Origin of the sequence: Microbacterium sp. LCT-H2 (assembly GCF_001866135.1) — a bacterium.
Taxonomy (GTDB): Bacteria; Actinomycetota; Actinomycetes; order Actinomycetales; family Microbacteriaceae; genus Microbacterium.
Genome location: NZ_MODW01000002.1, coordinates 86,214 through 105,885, shown reverse-complemented (window position 1 = coordinate 105,885; position 19,672 = coordinate 86,214). Strand labels below are relative to the sequence as shown.

23 protein-coding genes are annotated in these 19,672 nt (G+C 68.5%); 11 read left to right on the top strand and 12 right to left on the bottom strand.

Annotated features, from left to right (window positions below):
* Positions 1-77 precede the first annotated feature (77 nt).
* Complete coding sequence (locus BK819_RS04970; RefSeq protein WP_071328176.1) at positions 78-740, top strand: hypothetical protein; 663 nt, start codon at positions 78-80, stop codon at positions 738-740.
* Between the two features lie 15 nt (positions 741-755).
* Here the strand turns inward: BK819_RS04970 and BK819_RS04965 are convergent, their stop codons facing one another.
* Positions 756-1,325, bottom strand: coding sequence for an alpha/beta fold hydrolase (locus BK819_RS04965; protein ID WP_071328175.1), 570 nt, complete (start codon positions 1,323-1,325; stop codon positions 756-758).
* 147 nt (positions 1,326-1,472) lie between these two features.
* Positions 1,473-1,658 (bottom strand): hypothetical protein, encoded by a 186-nt coding sequence (locus BK819_RS04960; protein WP_071328174.1) that lies wholly within the window; start codon positions 1,656-1,658, stop codon positions 1,473-1,475.
* 157 nt (positions 1,659-1,815) lie between these two features.
* On the opposite strand from BK819_RS04960, the gene BK819_RS04955 reads away from it, so the two are divergent.
* From BK819_RS04955 to BK819_RS16505, 7 genes are all read left to right on the top strand, one after another.
* Complete coding sequence (locus tag BK819_RS04955; protein ID WP_071328173.1) at positions 1,816-2,640, top strand: manganese catalase family protein; 825 nt, start codon at positions 1,816-1,818, stop codon at positions 2,638-2,640.
* Positions 2,641-2,852: 212 nt separating this feature from the next.
* Positions 2,853-5,213: a glycoside hydrolase family 65 protein gene (locus BK819_RS04950; protein WP_071328172.1), complete on the top strand. Its 2,361-nt coding sequence runs from the start codon at positions 2,853-2,855 to the stop codon at positions 5,211-5,213.
* An 84-nt stretch (positions 5,214-5,297) separates the two neighbouring features.
* Positions 5,298-5,555 carry a hypothetical protein gene (locus BK819_RS04945; protein ID WP_025102908.1) on the top strand — a complete coding sequence of 86 codons (258 nt, stop codon included), beginning with the start codon at positions 5,298-5,300 and terminating at the stop codon, positions 5,553-5,555.
* A complete protein-coding gene (locus BK819_RS04940) occupies positions 5,552-6,046 on the top strand; it encodes a BLUF domain-containing protein (RefSeq protein WP_083391667.1) in 495 nt (164 codons plus the stop codon). Before BK819_RS04945 ends, BK819_RS04940 begins: the two co-directional genes overlap by 4 nt.
* Positions 6,043-6,327, top strand: coding sequence for a hypothetical protein (locus BK819_RS04935; protein WP_143049254.1), 285 nt, complete (start codon positions 6,043-6,045; stop codon positions 6,325-6,327). Before BK819_RS04940 ends, BK819_RS04935 begins: the two co-directional genes overlap by 4 nt.
* A 357-nt stretch (positions 6,328-6,684) precedes the next feature.
* The gene (locus tag BK819_RS16510; RefSeq protein WP_143049253.1) at positions 6,685-7,062 is read left to right on the top strand and encodes a hypothetical protein; all 378 of its coding nucleotides are present in this window, start codon (positions 6,685-6,687) and stop codon (positions 7,060-7,062) included.
* Positions 7,025-7,768 (top strand): DUF5677 domain-containing protein, encoded by a 744-nt coding sequence (locus BK819_RS16505; protein WP_143049252.1) that lies wholly within the window; start codon positions 7,025-7,027, stop codon positions 7,766-7,768. Before BK819_RS16510 ends, BK819_RS16505 begins: the two co-directional genes overlap by 38 nt.
* Before the next feature lie 142 nt (positions 7,769-7,910).
* Here the strand turns inward: BK819_RS16505 and BK819_RS04925 are convergent, their stop codons facing one another.
* The 5 genes from BK819_RS04925 to BK819_RS04910 form a co-directional block, all read right to left on the bottom strand.
* Entirely contained in the window at positions 7,911-9,062 is a 1,152-nt protein-coding gene (locus tag BK819_RS04925; RefSeq protein WP_071328169.1) for an AbiH family protein, read from the bottom strand.
* A gap of 91 nt (positions 9,063-9,153) precedes the next feature.
* Positions 9,154-10,230, bottom strand: a complete 1,077-nt coding sequence (gene ychF / locus BK819_RS04920; protein WP_071328168.1) for a redox-regulated ATPase YchF — start codon at positions 10,228-10,230, stop codon at positions 9,154-9,156.
* A gap of 42 nt (positions 10,231-10,272) precedes the next feature.
* Positions 10,273-10,956, bottom strand: coding sequence for a cation transporter (locus BK819_RS04915; RefSeq protein WP_071328167.1), 684 nt, complete (start codon positions 10,954-10,956; stop codon positions 10,273-10,275).
* A complete protein-coding gene (locus BK819_RS16325) occupies positions 10,953-11,312 on the bottom strand; it encodes a helix-turn-helix transcriptional regulator (RefSeq protein ID WP_083391666.1) in 360 nt (119 codons plus the stop codon). Before BK819_RS16325 ends, BK819_RS04915 begins: the two co-directional genes overlap by 4 nt.
* A gap of 198 nt (positions 11,313-11,510) precedes the next feature.
* On the bottom strand, positions 11,511-12,251 hold the full coding sequence (locus BK819_RS04910; RefSeq protein WP_071328166.1) for a class I SAM-dependent methyltransferase: 741 nt from the start codon (positions 12,249-12,251) through the stop codon (positions 11,511-11,513).
* Positions 12,252-12,310: 59 nt separating this feature from the next.
* Between BK819_RS04910 and BK819_RS04905 the strand changes: the two genes are divergently transcribed.
* Positions 12,311-12,904 (top strand): exonuclease domain-containing protein, encoded by a 594-nt coding sequence (locus tag BK819_RS04905; protein ID WP_071328165.1) that lies wholly within the window; start codon positions 12,311-12,313, stop codon positions 12,902-12,904.
* 51 nt (positions 12,905-12,955) lie between these two features.
* Complete coding sequence (gene rmuC / locus BK819_RS04900) at positions 12,956-14,224, top strand: DNA recombination protein RmuC (protein WP_071328164.1); 1,269 nt, start codon at positions 12,956-12,958, stop codon at positions 14,222-14,224.
* Positions 14,225-14,258: 34 nt separating this feature from the next.
* Here rmuC and BK819_RS04895 read toward each other — a convergent pair whose 3' ends face one another.
* Both BK819_RS04895 and glpX read right to left on the bottom strand, forming a co-directional pair.
* Positions 14,259-14,546: a hypothetical protein gene (locus BK819_RS04895; protein WP_060922698.1), complete on the bottom strand. Its 288-nt coding sequence runs from the start codon at positions 14,544-14,546 to the stop codon at positions 14,259-14,261.
* Between the two features lie 171 nt (positions 14,547-14,717).
* Entirely contained in the window at positions 14,718-15,704 is a 987-nt protein-coding gene (gene glpX / locus BK819_RS04890) for a class II fructose-bisphosphatase (RefSeq protein WP_060922697.1), read from the bottom strand.
* A gap of 187 nt (positions 15,705-15,891) precedes the next feature.
* Here glpX and fbaA point away from each other — a divergent pair, with 187 nt between their 5' ends.
* Entirely contained in the window at positions 15,892-16,920 is a 1,029-nt protein-coding gene (gene fbaA, locus BK819_RS04885; RefSeq protein ID WP_025103954.1) for a class II fructose-bisphosphate aldolase, read from the top strand.
* 63 nt (positions 16,921-16,983) lie between these two features.
* Here fbaA and BK819_RS04880 read toward each other — a convergent pair whose 3' ends face one another.
* The 3 genes from BK819_RS04880 to BK819_RS04870 form a co-directional block, all read right to left on the bottom strand.
* Positions 16,984-17,505, bottom strand: coding sequence for a DUF6264 family protein (locus tag BK819_RS04880; protein WP_071328163.1), 522 nt, complete (start codon positions 17,503-17,505; stop codon positions 16,984-16,986).
* Between the two features lie 235 nt (positions 17,506-17,740).
* The gene (locus BK819_RS04875) at positions 17,741-18,532 is read right to left on the bottom strand and encodes an IclR family transcriptional regulator (RefSeq protein WP_071328162.1); all 792 of its coding nucleotides are present in this window, start codon (positions 18,530-18,532) and stop codon (positions 17,741-17,743) included.
* 2 nt (positions 18,533-18,534) lie between these two features.
* The gene (locus tag BK819_RS04870; RefSeq protein ID WP_177173808.1) at positions 18,535-19,581 is read right to left on the bottom strand and encodes a 4-hydroxy-3-methylbut-2-enyl diphosphate reductase; all 1,047 of its coding nucleotides are present in this window, start codon (positions 19,579-19,581) and stop codon (positions 18,535-18,537) included.
* Positions 19,582-19,672 lie beyond the last annotated feature (91 nt).

The following is a 19,672-nucleotide window of genomic DNA, read 5'->3' as shown; positions in this document are numbered from 1 at the left end:
TCCGTCTCCGGACACGGACCGATAACGAGTACCGCGCCGGCGTCAGCGCCGGCCCCGAACGCTCTAGCATCGGGACCATGCGACGACTCTCTTCTCTCCTTCTCGCCCTCGCCGCCACCGCGCTCGCCGTGACGGCCTGTGCTCCCGCGAACTCGGCCGAGCCGTCCGCGTCCCCTCGTCCTTCGGAGGTCTCCAGCCCGTCGCCGACGCCGACGGAGACCATCTCCGCGCAGATCGTGGTGTCGCTGGACGGCCTGACGGTCACCGGCGCCGAGGAGCGGAGCGCCGACTACACGGATTCCGCCGCCCTTCTCGAGCTCCTCCAGGAGGCCACCGGCGAGCTTCCCGAGGCGGAGGGCGTGGAGATCTTCCCCGGCGAGCCCTCCACACTGGAGGCGTACGACTGGGGAGGTCTGCGCGTCCTGGCGGACAGCACGGGCGAGGCCCCGGCCAGCGTCTCCGTCACGGCCGCCGAGGTCGCGGGTCTCCCGGTCGTCACGGAGGACGGATTCCGCGTCGGCAGCACGCGCACCGAGCTCCGCGCCGCCGACGCCTGGGCGCTGACGGATGCGGAGGACCCGGCGACCGCGAACGAGCTCGGGCTCGGCGGGCGCGAGGTCCCCGACACGGAGTCCCTGACCCGCCCCGGCTCCACCGGGATCGTCTACACGATGTTCGTGCTCGACGGCGACACCGTCACGCAGATCATGGTCCCCTCGAACGACTTCAGCGACCTCTGACCCGCGACGTCACCCTCAGTCCCAGTCCAGGTACTCCTCGAGCACGACGGCCGTCTCGATGGGGTGCGTCATCGGGAAGAGGTGATCCCCGCCCTCGACGACCTTGATGCTGGCGCGCTCCGGAGCCGTGACGCGCAGGCTCTCGGCGTTCGCGGGCGGGGTGACCTCGTCGGCCGTCCCCTGGATCAGCAGCACCGGGATCACCGGGGCGAGGGGCGTCTCCACGTCTTCCACGCCGAGCAGTGCGAGACCGTTCACGCGCTCCGGATGAGCCAGCGCGAACGACCGGGCGATCGTGCCGCCGAAGCCGTGTCCGCCGATCCACGTGTCGCCGAGGCCGATGTGGTCGATGACGGCGAGCGCGTCCGCGACGCGGTCCTCGATCGAGGTGTCGGCGTCATCCGCGCGATGGCCGATCCGCACGACGTGGAATCCGGCCTCCTCGGCCAGGTAGTGACCGACCACTCCGAGCACGTCGGCGGCCAGGCCGCGCTCCTGGATGAGCACGAGCTTGACCGGCCCGTCACCCTCGTCGACGAAGGGGATGGCGCGGCCCTCGGGCTCGAAGATCTGGGTGTCGGTCATCGGCGTCGTTCTCCTCAAGCCGTCGGTGTCAGGTTCGCAGGCGTCGTCCGCACCGGGCTCCTGCGACCGGGCACCGGGCGGTGGCGCCTGCGTCCAGCGTAGCCCGCCGGGGGACGAGCCTCCTCCTCGCATCCCCCGGCGGAGTCATCAGGCGGCGGCGAGCTCGCGCCACAGATGCGCGAGAGTCGCGGCGCCGCGAATGAGCATGCGCAGATCGATGCTCTCGTCGCTCGCATGCCAGTGATCCTCGGGCAGCCCCGCGCCCAGGAACACGACCGGCGAACCGAGTTCGCGGGACAGCAGCTCGGCCGGCCCTCCCCCGGCATTGCCCATCCTCCCCTGGACCGAGGAACGCTCCGATCGCGTCCTCCGCGGCTGCCGTCCGATCCCCATGCCCACAGCATGCCCGCTACGCCGCCGAGGAGGGCGGGGGTTGACGGCGCCGCCGCCGACCGGCTAACACCGGCGCGGCGGCTAGGCACCGGACGCCGTGTACGCGCGCAAGCTGCAGGAGGTCCTCGGCGGGCAGTACGGCGAGATCACCGTCGCGCTGCAGTATCAATTCCAAGCATGGAACATGCACATCCCCGGCAAGTACCGCGACCTGGTCTTCGGTATCGGCGCCGAGGAGATGGGCCACGTCGAGATGCTCGCGGTCATGATCGCGCAGCTCCTCGAGAAGTCCCCGCTCGGCATCACGGAGGACGCCGTGCAGGACGACCCGACGGTCGCCGCGATCGTCGGCGGCACGGATGTGCAGCAGGGCATCGTCGCCGGTGCCGGCGCCCGCCCGGTCGACAGCAACGGCAACCCGTGGCAGGGCTCGTACATCACCGCGAGCGGTAACCTCCTCGCCGACTTCATGGCCAACGCGAACGCCGAGATGCAGGGCCGGGTGCAGGTCGCCCGGCTGTACCACATGACCGACGATCACGGCGTGCGGGATCTGCTGAGCTTCCTGCTGGCGCGCGACACCATGCACCAGAACCAGTGGCTCGCCGCTGCCGAGGAACTGAAGGCCGAGGGCGCCGAGAAGCTGCCCGTGCCCAGCAACTTCCCGCTTTCGAAGGAGCACCGCGACGTGTCGTACCAGTACCTCAACTTCAGCGACGGTCCTGCTGCCGCCGAAGGCACCTGGGCATCGGGTCCGACGCCGGACGGGCACGGCGAGTTCAGCTACCACGAGGGCCCGACGACCACGGCCGAGATGCCTCCGCCCACCCACCCCGATGCGCGCTTCTACGGCACCACCGAGCTGCCGAACGTCGTGGAGAAGGTGGCCGGCGCCGCGCAGGACGCGCTCCACAAGGAGTGAGCAGACCCACCGGTGCCCCGGAACGGGCGGCCGCCGCGCCCCGGCGCACAGCGACCGCCCTACCGGACCCGGTCCGCGCGACGCAACGCCCTCGCGCCCCTTCGACGGGATCGATAGCGTCGAGGCCCACGGTCTCCGGCAGAAGGGAACTCCATGCTCCTCGGCATCCTCACCTCCTCCTCGGACAGGCGCCTCGGGGCCGGGGCGCGCCGATGACGGCGCAGTTCACCATCGAACCCTGGGCCGTCGGCATCGAGAGCGTCGACACGGCCCATCTCGCGCAGGAGGAGTCCGTCTTCGGTCTCTCCAACGGCCACATCGGCTGGCGGGGCAATCTCGACGAGGGCGATCCCCGGGGTGTCGCCGGCAGCTACCTCAACGGCGTGTTCGAGGAACACCCGATGCCGCATGCCGAGGACGGCTACGGGTACCCCGAGACCGGGCAGACGGTGATCAACGTGCCGAACGGGCAGCTCATCCGCCTGCTGGTCGGCGACGAGCCGTTCGACGTCGAGCATGGGACCGTCCACGCCCACGCCCGCCGCCTCGACCTTCGCGCAGGCACCCTGCACCGGGAGGTCGACTGGGAGTCCGCGGAGGGGCGTCGGGTGCACCTCGCCTCGACCCGTCTGGTCTCCCTCGAACACCGGTCGCTGGCCGCCGTGCGCTACCGCGTGCAGGCGCTCGACGCTCCGCTCGCGGTCACCGTGCTGTCCGAGGTGCTCGCGAACGAGCCGCTCCCCGTGACCCATGACGATCCGCGGGTGCAGGAGCTCCTCGCCCGTCCGCTGGAGGCCGTCGCGGCATCGGAGCGCGGCGCGCGGAGCACGCTGCTGCACCGCACCCGCCGCAGCGGTCTGCGTGTGGCGGTGAGCGCGGACCATCTCGTGCAGATCTCCGGAGAGGGGACGCCGGACGTGACGACCGAGGTGGACGACGATCTGGCGCGCACGCGCATCCGCGTCGACCTCGCCCCCGGCGAGGAGCTCGAGATCGTCAAGCTCGTGGGACACGAGTGGTCGGCGTCCCTCGCACCGCAGACGCTGCGTGACCGCGCGGAGGAGGCCGTGGAGGAAGCGGCTCGCTTGGGGTGGGACGCGCTCGTGGCGGGACAGCGTGCCGTCCTCGATCGGTACTGGGAGTGCGGCGACGTCCGTATCGACGGCGATGCCCGGCTGCAGCAGGCGGTGCGCTTCGCGCTGTTCCAGGTGTTCCAGGCATCGGCGAGAGCCGAAGCCCGATCGGTCCCCGGCAAAGGCCTCACCGGCTCGGGCTACGAGGGCCACACGTTCTGGGACTTCGAGGCGTTCGTGCTGCCCGTGCTCACCTCGACCGCTCCGGATGCCGCGCTCCAGGCACTGCGCTGGCGGCATGCGACGCTGGATCATGCCAAGGAGCGGGCGCGCACGCTCGGTCTGCGCGGCGCGTCCTTCGCCTGGCGCACGATCGACGGTCGGGAGAGCTCCGGATACTGGCCCGCGAGTACGGCCGCCTTCCACATCAACGCGGCCGTGGCGGGCGCCGTCATGCACTACGTCCGGACGACGGGTGACCAGGACTTCGAGCGGGAGGCGGGCACGGAGATCCTCGTCGAGACGGCTCGTCTATGGGCGTCCCTCGGGCGGTGGGACGAGACCGGCGGCTTCCACATCGACGGTGTCACCGGTCCGGACGAGTACACCGCCGTGGTCGACGACAATGTCTACACCAACCTCTCCGCCCGCCGGAACCTCCGCGGAGCGGTGGCAGCCGTCCGGAGGCATCCGGACGTCGCCGCCCGCCTCGGCGTGGACGACGACGAGATCTCCGCGTGGGAGGCCGCCGCCGCCGGCATGACCGTGCTCTACGACGAGGATCGGAAGGTGCACCCGCAGTCGGCGGGATTCACCGCGCACGCCCGGTGGGACTTCGACGCCACCGGCCCCGACGACTATCCGCTGCACAGTCACTTCCCCTACTTCGACCTCTATCGCAAACAGGTGCTGAAGCAGGCCGACCTCGTGCTGGCGCTCTACACCGCGCACGAGGAGTTCACGTGGGAGGAGAAGGCCAGGGCGTTCGCCTACTACGACGCCCTCACCGTGCGCGATTCCTCCCTCTCCGCGGCGGCGCAGGCCGTGATCGCCGCCGAGGTGGGTCACCTCGAGCTGGCATCTGCGTACCTCGCGGAGCTCGCTGCCCTCGACCTGGACGACCTCCACGGCAACACAGACGAGGGACTGCACATCGCGGCGCTCGCCGGCATCTGGACGGGGGTCACGGCCGGCTACGGGGGCATGCGAGAGGGAGACGACGGTCTGTCCTTCCGGCCCCAGCTCCCGGACGGCGTCACCCGTCTCGCGTTCGGGGTGCGGCTGCACGGCTGCATCCTGCACGTCGACATCACGCCGGCGGAGACGACCTACCGGCTGAGCGCGGGTGAGCCGGTGACGATCCGGCACGCGGGCGAGGGGCTCGTCCTGCACGCCGGCGTTGCGTCGAGCCTGCCGACGCCGGACCGCGTCGAGCCGATCACGCCGGCCCCGGTGCCGCCGCGCTGGCGGGAGCCGGGACGACCGCGCGCCGGCGACTGAGGCGGCGTTCGGTGCGTGTGCCATATCGAGGCGGGTCAGCGCAAGGCCCGGGGCGATGTCGGCCGCCCGCCGTAGGGTGGAGCCGTGCCTGATTCCCCCCACCCCGCATCGGATGTCCTCTGGGCGTGCGTCGAGGACGGCTTCCATGTCGGAAGCCGTGGCGGAGACTTCCTCGGCTACGTCGACCGTCAGCCCGACGGCCGCTTCGCCGCGTTCTCCGCGTCCGCGCAGCCGCTCGGCCTGCACGCCACGTTGAGCGACGCGACCACGGAGGTCGTCGCCCACGCCGGCCCCTCAGAGGGCGACGCCGCCCTCGGCGCCCCGGAGCTGGTGCAGGGGTGACGGCGGCCAGGGCCGACGGGCTGCTCCGCCTCGTCTACACCAGCACGGCGGCGCAGCCGTTCCGTGAGACCGCTCTGGAGCAGCTGCTCGAGCAGTGCCGCCGGTCGAACGCGGCCCGCGACATCACGGGCCTCCTCCTCTTCCGCCAGGGACGCTTCCTCCAGGTCCTCGAAGGACCGGTCGAGGCCGTGCGCCGACTCGTCGACACGATCGCCGACGATCCGCGTCACCGCGCGATGCGCATCCTGTTGGAGACGCCGATCACCGCCCGGCTCTTCTCCGACTGGTCGATGGGCTACCGGTCGTTCCGCACGGGGAGCACCGCCGCCCCCACCGGCTTCCGCGACTCCTTCGACGACCTCGTCGACGGCGCGGACGCCTCCACGATGGAGCGCGCCCTGTTCGAGCTCACCCTGTGGTTCCGCACACGCTCCGGCGCTGCGGTTCCGATTCCGGCCGCGAGCGACGAGGGTTCCTCCCTCCGGGTATGAGCGGGCCCGTGGGCGGACCGGAGCCGTCGCTCATCCAGCAGCGCATGGCGCTGGAACGGCGGCGGAACTGGGGCGTCTACGCGATCGTGTTCTCCTCGGTGATGACGGTCGGCTGGACGGTCGCGTTCCTCCTCGATGCGCCCGCCGGGTTGTGGCGCGTTCTCAGCATCATCGTGTTCGCCGCCGGGATCATCGTCGGTATCGTCGAGACCCACCGCGCGAGGCGCGCGCTCCGTGCGTTCGAGGATCGCCATGGGCCGGACGCGGGTGTACGGCGCTAGCGAGTCGGTCGCGCCTCGCGGTCGCGGATAAGGCTGTGCAGTCGGCGCCGGTCTCCTTTTCGGCGCGCCCGGGGAGTCCTCACGCTCCGGAAAGCCGCGCCAACGCACGCATACCCGCGCTGAAGTGATCGATTTCCAGAGATCGAAGGCGAGAAGCTTTCCATCGGGCAGGTCATCAAGTATTACGTGAACGTCGAGGGTGGCGTCCACCTTGCTGAGCCAAGAGAGCCTGCGGAGGAACCACTGAGCCGCACGGCACCCGTGCTCTTGGGAATCGTCACCGGCCCGATTGAGGTCCTCGCGCGCACGTCCTCCTGGGTCTCAATAAGACTCAAAACGATGCCATAGAATCCATCCATGATTCCGCAGAAAGCCCTCGACGAGACCACTCTGCTCGAACAGCGGGCCCTGTGGCGACGACAAGGAGCAACGTTTCCCGCACTTCATGGCGGCAAGCGCGCCTGGGTCGGACTCGTACTTGAGCTTGTGGATCAAGTCGATGCCGGTGCGGCCACGGCAATGGAAGCCCGTCCCGATCTCAGCGCCGACGTCTTCGGCCACAAGACCAGCATCGGAGCACCGGCAACGACCGCGCCGCTCACCTGGGGCGAGTACGGCAGATTCCTCAAGTCGGCTGGTCTCGCCCAAATCGGAGACGGGATGCTCACCCTTACGTCGGCAGGCGCAGAGTTCAAGCTTGGCAGGACTGCTCCAGCGGGCCATGACCGCAACTAACGAAACCTTCGCACTGCTCGAACGCGGATTTCCCGACGGAGCTGAAGCCCGCATGCGGACCGCCGTGGAGCTCGGCGTGATCGCGGCGTTCATCGAACGAAGCAGCACGGAGATTGCACGACGATTCGAGGCAAGTCACCATGTGGAGATGTGGCGCCGGAAGGAGGACGGTCATATTCGAGGCCTTGCTGACGAGGGTTCCCAGACAATAGACAGGCAGTATCAGCGCGTCATCCGGCAACATTGCGTCTCAATGTCCAAACCATACGGCTGGGCATCGCCCGCCTTCGACGACCGTCGCGTGACCTACGCAGACATGAGCAGAGCGTACGGAAACGACGATGCAAGCTCCCGCTTTTCGAACGCCAGTCACCACGTCCACGCCTCGCACAGTGGATCTGTGAAGTCAGCAGTCGCGGACTCGTCGGGTGTCTTCCTCCATGGCCCAAGACCTGTGGGGTTCTACATGCCGGCGTATGAGTGCCTGGATAGCATGAATCAGAGCGCCACGGCCTTCCTGATGGCCGTCGTGAGCTCGAGGCGGCACGTAGAAATTGTCTACTGGACGGAGTTGCTCCACTACACGATGAAAGAAGCCCAACTGCAGATCACGTTCGCGCAAGCCATGGTTGACCCCGAGTGGGCACGTCGGACGATGGCCAAATTGCCGGAGCTGGAAATCGACAATATCTTGCGTCGAAACTAATCTCAAGCGTCCACCCTCGGACTATGTTGTCCGCGCCACTCGGGTCATGTCGTCCGGGACTCAGTTGTTGAAGCGGAACTCCACCGCGTTACGTCACCGATAGGCGTTTGGTTCGGAGCCTTGAATGTGCGCCAACCAACCATTAACTCACCCACGACGGCGGCGTGATCGCATTCGTGTTTAGCCATGCTCGCTCACTCGCGTCGTCGTAGAGCACGACGCGGGCTCTCTCGCCGAGCAAACCCAGGACGTCCGCGTCATTCCGAAATCCCGCAGCGGTCGCAAACTTCTCGCGCAGTTCGGGGGCGGTCAAAGCACTATCCCCGGAGCCACGGCGCCAGTAAAGGATAAGGTCTGCATTCTCGTTATCGCGCATTCCGTCGATGATGGCTCTCCACCACCATCGGTCTGTTTCTCCCAGTGAGCAACCAAAGATGATGAACAAGTCAGTAGCTGGAAACAGCCCGCCGTACTTGACCTTGTTCTGCGCCCAGTACGGTTTCGATAGCTTCTGCGCGCGCTTCGGTGCCTCGTCTATGCCGAAAAGCAGCGATCGCGGGATGGACTGTATCCCATGCGGGTGGACAACATCAGATACCAAGTAGGACACCATATGGAAAGACTTATTCTCCGGGTGAAACTCCGGGTGCGCCTCGGAATACGGGTGTCCAAGCGGATTCGGATGGAAATTGATGTTGCGATCCGACCATTTGTAAGGATGCGGATCGAACTGCATCTGATCGAGATAGACGAAATCATCCAGGAGCGTGGTGTAGTTGAAGTTCACGAACTTGAAGTTCAACAAGTCACCTATGTTGATGTGCCGGGGAAGCCGCATCTTGTAATACTCCTCCGAATCGCTGATGTCTCCTAGGAACTCGGTGAAGCTGACCATACTGGAGTTGTTTGAAACGGCCCGCTCGCCAAGTTGAGCAAGGAGGTCTGGAGTCACAACCTGGTCCAGAAAGGTAGAGAACTCCCGTTGCACGTCTTTAAGATCGTCGGCAATGGCGCGAGGGTCAACTCGATCCACGTTGAGCAAGCCCTCAATTGCTGACTCAATGTCGCTCCAGTTCTCAGCGGTGCCGCGCAAGCTCTCCATTCGCTCGAGAATCTTGTTCTCGCCGTCGAACTTCCGGTACTTCAGATAGTGGTAAAACGACTCGTAGCGGGTGTCGGTCAGAGAGCCAAGTCCGGACAACGCCTGAATGTCGAACCCGTTTCCAACCAGCGCCATGACGTTGTATTGGTTCTGCACGTCGTCGAAACGACCTCGATAGTCTTCGTAGCTCATTGCGACATCAATATCTCACAAAGCTGTCGCCACGCTCAACCGAACTTGTTCGAGATCGAGCGAAACCAGGTCAAGAGCCCGAGACTCGAACTCAGTTGTTGAAGCGGAACTCCACGACGTCGCCGTCCTGCATGACGTAGTCCTTGCCCTCGAGGCGCGCCTTGCCCTTGGCGCGGGCCTCCTGCACAGATCCGGTCTCCACGAGGTCGTCGAACGACACGATCTCGGCCTTGATGAAGCCCTTCTCGAAATCGGTGTGGATGACGCCGGCGGCCTGCGGGGCCTTCGATCCCTTGGGGATGGTCCAGGCGCGGGCCTCCTTGGGGCCGGCGGTGAGGTAGGTCTGCAGACCGAGGGTGTCGAAGCCGATGCGGGCGAGCTGGTCGAGACCCGACTCGTCCTGCCCTGTCGAGGCGAGGAGCTCGGCGGCGTCCTCGGGGTCGAGGTCCTTGAGCTCGGACTCGATCTTCGCGTCGAGGAAGATCGCCTGCGCCGGCGCGACGAGGGCGGCGAGCTCGGCCTTGCGGGCGTCGTCGGTCAGCACGGACTCGTCGACGTTGAAGACGAAGATGACGGGCTTGACGGTCAGGAGCCCGAGTTCGCGGATCGGCTCGAGGTCGAGGCCGCTCGTTGAGAGCAGGATCCCGCGCTCCAGGGCGTCCTTGGCGGCCTTCGCGGCTTCGAGGACCGACGGGTCGATCTTCTTGCCGCGGACATCCTTCTCGTACCGAGTGATCGCCTTCTCGACGGTCTGCAGGTCGGCGAGCATGAGCTCGGCGTTGATGGTCTCCATGTCCGACGCCGGATTCACGGCCCCGTCCACGTGCACCACGTCGTCGTCGGAGAACCCGCGCACCACCTGGGCGATCGCGTCGGCCTCTCGGATGTTCGCGAGGAACTGGTTGCCCAGCCCCTCCCCCTCGCTCGCCCCGCGCACGATGCCGGCGATGTCGACGAACGACACGGCGGCGGGCAGGATGCGCTCGCTCCCGAAGATCTCCGCGAGCTTCTGGAGCCGCGGGTCGGGCAGGTTCACCACGCCGACGTTCGGCTCGATCGTCGCGAACGGGTAGTTCGCCGCGAGCACGTCGTTCTTGGTGAGAGCGTTGAAGAGGGTGGACTTGCCGACGTTGGGCAGGCCGACGATTCCTATGGATAAGTTAGGCATGGCTCTATGAGCATAACGCCGCGAGAACTCGGCCTCCGCCGCCTACCGGGCGCAGCAGCCGTCCTCGCAGGTGTCAGGTTCCCGCTCCCCGGTCAGCACAGCCACGGGAGCGGCGCAGCATGCGTCGCCCTTCCACGCTTCGACTCCCTCTCGAACAGCGAACACAGCGATCACCAGCGCGGCTACGGAATCCGCCCATGCCCACCCGAACAGGCTGTTGAGTAACAGGCCCGCCAGGAGCGCGGCCGAGAGATACGTGCAGATGAGGGTCTGCTTCGAGTCGGCGACGGCGGAGGCCGAACCGAGCTCGCGACCGGTGCGGCGCTCGAACCAGCTGAGGAACGGCATCACGAGCAGGCTCAACGCCGCGATTGCGATCCCGACCGGCGAGTGCTCAGGATCCCGCAGGCCGAACAGCGACAGCACGGCGTCGACGCTCACGTACGCGGCGAGACCGAAGAACGAGACTGCGATCACCCGCAGCGCGACCTTTTCTCGCTTCTGCGGGTCAGGCGCCGCGAACTGCCATGCGACCGCCGCTGCCGAGAGCACCTCGACGATCGAGTCCAATCCGAACCCAATGAGCGCCGCGGACGAGGCAACGCCGCCTGCGATGAGCGCGACCACCGCCTCGATGACGTTCCAGGTGATCGTGATCGCAACCACGACCCGGATGCGGCGGCGCAGCACGTCACGGCGCTCAGGTGCGAGCATGAGCGCGGTCATCGGGGCTCCCCTGCGTCGCAGCAGCCGGCAACCGAGCATGCCGGATCGACGCATGGTGCGCTCTCGTCGACCGCCAACGTCACCGACACAAGACTCGCGAGCGCCGCTGCAAGATGCGGATCCGCGATCTCGTAGCGGGTCTGCCGCCCCTCCGGCTCAGCGACGACGATGCCGCAGTCGCGCAGACACGTTAGGTGATTCGAGACGTTCGACCGCGTCAATTCGAGTCCCCGTGACAGAACGGCCGGATAGCTGGGGCCATCCAGCAGCGTGAGGAGAATCCGTGAACGGGTCGGATCGGCCATTGCCCGTCCGAGCCTGTTCATCACGTCGACGCGAGAAGCAATAGTCAGCACACGCTGACTATACAGCGATGGCTGACGCTTTCCAAGCGGGGTTAGACGTTCCCATCACGGACGATTCCGATAGTGAGAGCCACGGGGTATGAGTCTACCTGCGCCGCTCTCCCCCGCCTCACCCCTCGCGAGGGCAGGCACCCACGCGGGATCAGGCGGCAGGGTGGGAAAAGCGCCTGATACGGCGCGGACGCCTGTTCAGTCGCGAACCGCGCGGAAGGCCCTCGTCACATAGGGCACCTCGATCACACCGTCCCCGTGCAGGCCGAGCTCGTCGAACAGGGCGTCCATCTCGCGGCGGATCCGTGCCTTCTCGGCATCGTGGGCGGTGATCACAGCGCTGCGGGACGCGGCCATGCGGTGCAGGAGTTCCCGCGTCATGGGGCGCGACCACTCCCAGCGGTCCTGCGCCAGAGCGCCGAAGGGCTCCGCCACCACGGGGTCGCCCGCCGCGAGCATGATCTCGGCGTTGCTGCCGTGCATGATGTCGGTGAGCCGGCGCACCCAGTCGACGCGCTCGTCGCGGAGGTTCCAGACGAGACCGAGCACCCCGCCCGGCCGCACCGCGCGACCGATCTCCGCCGAGGCGGCGACCGGCTCGACCCAGTGCCAGGCCTGGCCGAGCACGATGGCGTCCACGCTCGCGTCCGGAAGCGGCAGCGACTCGGCGGTCCCGACGAACGTGGGCACCCCGGGGACGGCGTCGCGAAGGGCGGCGAGCATCGCGGGGTCCGGATCGATCGCCACCACCTCGGCGTCCGCAGCCGTGACGAGCGCCCGCGTGAGCTTGCCGGTCCCGGCGCCGACATCGGCGACCCGACGCGCACCGTCCGCCATCGGTTCGAGCATCCAGGCGACGGCCTCGAAGGGGTACTCGGGCCGTCCGGCCTCGTAGCTTCCGGCCGCCGCACCGAAGGATCTCGCGAGTTCGTCCGCCATGTGGCCAGCATACGGCGAGCCTGCACAGCGACGTCGGAGGCCCGGGAGAGAGTGAGGACGTGCCACTGGACTTCACTGCGATCGACTTCGAGACCGCGAACTCCAGCCCGGCCTCCGCGTGTTCCGTGGGACTCGTGCGGGTGCGGGACGGGGAGGTCGTCGCCACCGCGAACTGGCTGATCCAGCCCCCGCCCGGCCACGACGAGTTCCAGGAGTGGAACGTCCGCATCCACGGCATCCGCCCCGAGCAGGTGCTGTCGGCGGCGACGTGGGTCGATCAGTTCGACCGCCTGTGCGGCTTCGCGGGCGCCGACGTGCTCGTGGCCCACAACGCCGGCTTCGACCTGAACGTCCTGCGACGGGCGACGGAGGTCACGGGACAGATCTGCCCGCCGTACCGGTCGCTGTGCAGCCTCCAGGTGGCACGGAAGACCTATCAGCTCGACTCCTACCGCCTGCCCCTCGCCGCCGCGGCGGCCGGGTACGCGGAGTTCTCGCACCACGACGCACTGGCGGATGCCCTCGCCTGCGCCCAGATCATCGTGGACGCGGCCGCGCGCGCCGGGGCCGCGGATGTCTTCGGCCTCGCCGACGCCCTCGGCCTCCGCGTGACGGAGCCTGCCGCACCGGCGCTGGAGCGCGCCGTCGCCTGACGCACCTCGCGTCCTCCCGGCGATGTCGGAGGCCCCGGGCATCATGGAGCCATGGATGCCCTGTCGATCGTTCTTCTGCTCGTGGCCCTCGCCGCGGGCGTCGCTCTGGGCTGGTTCCTGCGAGCCGGACGCAGTGCCGCCGACATCGCACGCACGCAGGCGGAACTCGCGGCCGCGCGAGACGACCGCGATCGCCAGTACGACCTCTATCGGGACGCGGTCGAGCACGCTCGCACCGAGCAGCGGGCGGAGGCACAGCGCGTCCAGCAGCAGAACGCCGTGCTGCAGGCTCTGGCGCCGGTCCGCGAGAGTCTCCAGCAGATGCAGTCCAAGGTCGCCGCGATCGAGAGCGAGCGTCAGGCGCAGTTCGGCACACTCGCCGAGCAGCTCCGGCGCGCGCAGGAGTCCGATGAAGCGCTCCGCGCGACGACCGAGTCATTGGCGGGTGCGCTGCGCTCCACGTCCACCCGCGGCGTCTGGGGCGAGACCCAGCTGCGGCGCGTCGTCGAGGCGGCGGGGCTGACCAGACATGTCGACTTCGACCTGCAGGCGACGATCACCTCCGACCGCGGCCAGGGGCGCCCCGACATGGTGGTCCGCCTTCCGGGCGGCACGTCGATCGCCGTCGACGCGAAGGTGCCCCTCGACGCCTACCTCGAGGCCTCCGCCCTCCCCCTCGGCGACGCCCACGAGTCTCAGCGCCGCGCGCACATGCAGAAGCACGTCCGCGCGGTCCGCGCCCACGTCGACGCCCTCGCCAAGAAGGCGTACTGGTCGGGCCTCGACGCCAGCCCCGAGTTCGTCATCTGCTTCCTGCCGAGCGAGTCGCTGCTGGCGGCCGCCATCGATGAGGACGCCACTTTGCTCGACTACGCCTTCAGCCGACGAGTGGCCCTCGCCTCCCCCGTCAACCTCTGGGCGGTCCTCAAGACGGTCGCCTACACCTGGACCCAGCAGGAGGTGTCCACCGAGGCCCGGACGCTGCTCGCGCTCGGCACGCAGCTGTACGAGCGCCTCGGCACCCTCGCCGGTCACGCCGACGATCTGCGGCGGGCGATCGAGCGCACGGTCGACAGCTACAACCGCTTCGCCGGCTCCCTGGAGTCCCGGGTTCTCGTGACCGCCCGGCAGTTCCCCGGCGTCGATGCGGAGGCCCTCGCGCCTGTCTCGGCGATCACCGCGGACGGACGGCGCTTCACCGCACCCGAACTGCTGGTCCCGACGGAGGCCGAGGCTACCGCCGACACGATGCAGGCCGACGTCGGCGAAGTTCGCGCGCGCCTCGACCACGCCGCCGCGCTCCACGACCGGGAGCAGTGACGGCGGACGCGACCGGATCCCCGATCGCGGAGTGTCAGGCGACGCCAGGGACGCCGCTGAGCAGCACGATGACGAGGCCGCTCGTGGCGAGGAAGGCGCCGATCATCCACCAGGCGCTCACCTCGTGCCCCTCCGCGCGGCGGACGCGGAACAGCACGTCGGCGCGGCGAGCCGGATCGACGGCCGGCTGCGCAACCGGTGCCGGCGGGGCCACGGCGGCCGCTTCGGCATCGGCACTCACCCGGAGGATGCGTCCGGTGTTCGTGGTGATGATCTTGGTCGGCGCGGCGCTCTTCGAGCCGCTCGTGTGCTGCGTTGTCATGCGTTCGCCCTCCTGTGCCTGCGGTGCCTGGCGGCTCCGTCGACGGCGACAAACCCAGTGACAATTCTGGCACGGCAGCTCGCCGAACCGGGCCCGACTCGTGGAGGAGGCGATACCGGGTCGGTAACGATGGCGAGAATCCGGCCCGCGATCATGCCGACAGGAGAGCCGTCACAGCCACTTCGAGACGAGGTGCTCCGACGCGATCCGGCGGAGGGTTCCGGAGGCGCCCCGCAGGACCACGCTCTCGGTGTAGACGTAACCGCGCTCACGGCGCACACCGGCGACGAGCTGGCCGTCCGTGACACCCGTCGCGACGAAGATCGTGTTGTTGCCCTGCACGAGGTCGTCCGCCTCGTAGACCTTGTCCATGTCGAGTCCTGCGTCGATGCCGCGCTGACGCTCGTCGTCGTCGCGCGGCCAGAGCCGGCCCTGGATGTGGCCGCCGAGGGCCTTGATCGCGCACGCGGTGACGATGCCCTCCGGGCTGCCGCCGACGCCCACGCACATGTCGGTGCGGGCGTCGTGGCGTGCGGCGTTGATCCCGCCGGCGACATCGCCGTCGCTCATGAGACGGGTTCCGGCCCCGGCGTCCCGGATCTCCTGGATGAGCTGCTCGTGCCGCGGACGGTTGAGCACCGACACCACGATCTCGTCCACCGGCTTGTCCAGCGCGCCGGCGAGCTTGCGGATGTTCTCGCCGATCGGCAGGCGGATGTCGACCACGCCGACGCCGGCGGGCCCCGTGACGAGCTTGTCCATGTAGAAGACGCTGGAGGCGTCGAGCATCGTGTCGCGGTCCGACACCGCGATCACCGAGAGCGCGTTCTGCCGACCGGCCGCGGTCAGCGACGTGCCGTCGATCGGGTCCACCGCGATGTCGCAGAGCGGCCCGCGTCCCGTCCCGACGACCTCGCCGTTGAACAGCATCGGGGCGTTGTCCTTCTCGCCCTCGCCGATCACCACGCGGCCCTGGAAGTCGACCGTCCCGAGGAACGCCCGCATGGCGTCGACGGCGGCGCCGTCGGCAGCCTCCTTCGCACCACGACCGATGAACGGAACGGCACGGATCGCCGCCGCCTCGGTCGCACGCACCAACTCCATCGCGAGGTTACGGTCGGGACGCAGCGGGCTCAGGTCGGCAGTCAGACTCACCATGAACCCCAGCCTATCCGCGAGCACCGGATCGATCGCCCCGTTTTCCGCCTCTGAGCGAGGAAGAAATCGCCGTTCTTAACACCACCGAAGGACGGTGCCCACCGACGCGCGACTCCTCCTGCCGAAGCCGGACACCCGCCCCGATAGAGTGGCAGCTGTCCCGGCTTCACCTACCGCAGGAGTTCTCATGCCCGTCGCCACCCCGGATCAGTACGCCGACATGCTCGACCGCGCGAAGGCAGGCGGCTTCGCGTACCCCGCGTTCAACGTCTCCAGCTCGCAGACGATCAACGCCGTCCTCCAGGGCCTGACCGAGGCCGGCTCCGACGGCATCATCCAGGTCACCACCGGTGGCGCCGACTACTTCGCCGGCCACACGGTCAAGGCTCGTGCGACCGGCGCTCTCGCCTTCGCCCGCTACGCCACCGAGGTCGCCAAGAACTACCCGGTCACCGTCGCCCTGCACACCGACCACTGCCCGAAGGACGCTCTCGCGGGCTTCGTCGAGCCGCTCATCGCCGCCTCGGAGGAAGAGGTCAAGGCTGGCCGCAACCCGATCTTCCAGTCCCACATGTGGGACGGGTCGGCCGTGCCGCTCGCAGAGAACATCGAGATCGCCAAGGAGCTGCTCCCCCGCATGAAGGCGATCAACGCCATCCTCGAGGTCGAGATCGGCGTCGTCGGCGGTGAGGAGGACGGCGTGCAGCACGAGGGCTCGAACGAGGCGCTCTACACGACGTTCGCCGACGTGGACCAGGCCGTGCAGGCGCTGGGCCTGGGTGAGCAGGGCCGTTACATCGCCGCCCTCACCTTCGGCAACGTTCATGGCGTGTACAAGCCGGGCGGCGTGAAGCTGCGTCCGGAACTGCTCGGCGAGATCCAGGCCGAGGTCGCCGCGAAGTACAACACCGGCGAGAAGCCGCTCGACCTCGTCTTCCACGGCGGCTCGGGCTCCACCGACGAGGAGATCGCTCTCGCGGTCGCCAACGGCGTCATCAAGATGAACATCGACACCGACACCCAGTACGCCTACACGCGCGCCATCGCCGATTACATGTTCAAGAACTACGACGGTGTGCTGAAGGTCGACGGCGAGGTCGGCAACAAGAAGCAGTACGACCCGCGCGCCTGGGGCAAGATCGCCGAGTCGGCGATGGCCGCCCGCGTGGTCGAGTCCACCCGCCAGCTCGGCTCGTACGGCCAGTCGAAGAGCTGACACCACCAGACACACGAAAGGGGCCCGGCGTCTTGCCGGGCCCCTTTCGTCTGCGTGTCGGCGTCAGCGCGCCCCGGTCGCCTGGTCGAGGTAGGCGATGAAGGCCGGGTCGCCCATCATCGGCACGACGAGGCAGAACGAGGCGATGCCCAGCGTGATGACGGCTCCGACGAGCGGGAGCCACCAGGTGAGGCGGCCACGACGCAGGCGACGGATCGACAGGGCCGCCGTGACGCACCAGCCGACTGCCAGCACGACGGCGGCGATCGTCCCCCACGTGCGCCCCGCGGCGTAGTTGGTGAACTCCCCCTCGATGCCCAGCATGCCCATGGTCTGGTTCATCACCGGGACGATGTCGAGGTAGGACAGGCCGGTGACGATGACGTTCACGAGGCCGTAGGCGAGCAGCGCGATCGTCGCGAACCGATCCACTGAGGAGGGGCGCGCCGGAGCAGGAGCCGCGGGCGCGGGGTCCGAGACGGGAGCCGACGGGGCGATCACCTCTGCCACGGGCGGCAGCCCCGCTGCCCTCCGCTGCTCCTCTGGTGTGGCGAGTTCCCCGTATCGGGGGCGCTGGTCGGTCATCCCGCCATCGTATCGGCCGAGGCTCAGCTCGCTCGTTCAGAGAAGTCGGACCCCCAACCGATAGCGGCCCCGGAGAAGTGGGGACTTCTCGGGGCCGCGGACGTGGAGCGCTGGGGACGCTCCTCATCCCGTTGGTCGCCGGCGCTGGGGACGCCGTAGGCGATCAGTAGGGCGTTGTCAGCCACTACGCCTTCGATCATAGGGAACCCTCGATGCCCACACCAGGGCCCCGAATTCAGATGGTGAACTCGGCGTCCGGGCCGTCGGTGTCCAGGGCGTCCGCCCCGAGCTGCAGGGAGAGCCGCCGGGCCGTGCGCTGCAGGTTCGACACGAGACGACGGTTGACCACCGCCCGGTCCGCGGGCAGGGAGACGGCCAGCGACGCCGTCACCCCGGGGGCGATGACCGGAACCGCGACACAGGTGGCTCCGATCGCATACTCCTCCCGGTCGATCGCCCACCCCGGCGTCTGCTCGAGCTGCGTGAGGAGCGTCCGGCGGTCGCTGATCGTCCGAGGCGTGAGCTCCTCGAGCCGGTGCCGGGAGAGGTAGTCCAGGCGGTCCTCCTCGGAGAGCGCCGCGAGGATCTGCTTGCCCAGCGCGGTCGCGTGGGCGCTGGCGTGCAGCCCGACCCAGAGCTCGATGCGCGGATTCCGTACGGCGTCCACGATATCGACGAGATGCATCTCCCCGTCCGCATATCGGGAGAGGTAGGCCGTGGCGCCCACGTCCTCCGTCACTGCGCGCAGAGCGGCGCGCACCCGAGCCAGGAACACCCCACGAGAGTCGATCTGCTGCTGGAACGCGGGGAAGCGTCCGCCCAGCACGAGCCCGTCCGGTTCGGCGCTGAGGTACCCCTCGTGCACGAGCGTGCGGACGAGGTTGTAGGTCGTTCCCGGAGTGAGCCCCGTGATCGATGAGAGCATCTTGGCCGGAAGCGGACGCGGGGAGTTCGCGACGATGTCGACCAGGCGGAGCGCGCGTTGCACGGACCCGATGAGGGTCGGCTCCGCCTCCGCGGCGTTCACCGCTATGCACCCCCTCCTGCGGAGGCGCGGCCGCCGAGGGCGCGCGCGTCGCGCTGGCCCGTGGCGTCCTGACGGAGCTCCTTCGGCAGGGAGAACATGAGGTCCTCCTCCGCCGTCTTGACCTCTTCCACGTCGCGATACCCGGCATCGCCGATCGCGTCGAGCACCTCGCGCACGAGCACCTCGGGGACGGAAGCGCCGCTGGTGACGCCCACCGTCTCCACGCCGTCGAGCCACTCCTGGCGGATCTCCTCGGCGTAGTCCACGCGGTAGGCGGCCTTGGCTCCGTACTCGAGGGCGACCTCGACGAGCCGCACGCTGTTGGAGGAGTTGGCGGAGCCGACCACGATCACGAGATCAGCGCGCTGAGCGACCTTCTTGATGGCGACCTGCCGGTTCTGCGTGGCGTAGCAGATGTCGTCGGACGGCGGGTTGTGCAGCTCGGGGAACCGGGTGCGGAGCCGGTTCACCGTCTCCATCGTCTCGTCGACGGAGAGCGTCGTCTGCGACAGCCACACTACCTTGGACGGGTCCTTCACCTGCACGGTGTCGGCTTCTTGCGGAGAGTTGACGACCGTGACGTGATCGGGCGCCTCTCCCGCGGTGCCCTCGACCTCCTCATGTCCGTCGTGGCCGATGAGCAGGATCTCGAAGTCGTCCCGCGCGAACCGCACGGCCTCGCGGTGGACCTTGGTGACGAGCGGGCAGGTGGCGTCGATGGCGTGCAGGCCACGGTCGGAGGCGGCGTTCACGACCGCCGGGGAGACGCCGTGCGCGCTGAAGACGACGTGCGCGCCCTCCGGCACCTCGTCGACCTCCTCGACGAAGATCGCGCCCTTGGCCTCGAGCTCCGTCACGACGTGGATGTTGTGCACGATCTGCTTGCGGACGTAGACGGGGGCGCCGTAGCGCTCCAGCGCCTTCTCCACGGCGACCACCGCACGGTCCACCCCCGCACAGTATCCGCGGGGGGCGGCGAGCAGGACGCGCTTGTGTCCGGGCACCGGGTTATCCTGAAGCCGCCCGGCCGCGGCGCGCACTCGTGGGATGCGAGGAGCGGGAAGATGAACGGCAGTCGAAGTCACCCCTCGATTCTACCGTCGCCCGGCTGGACGGGGCCGGAGAGTGCGCGGGCAGGAA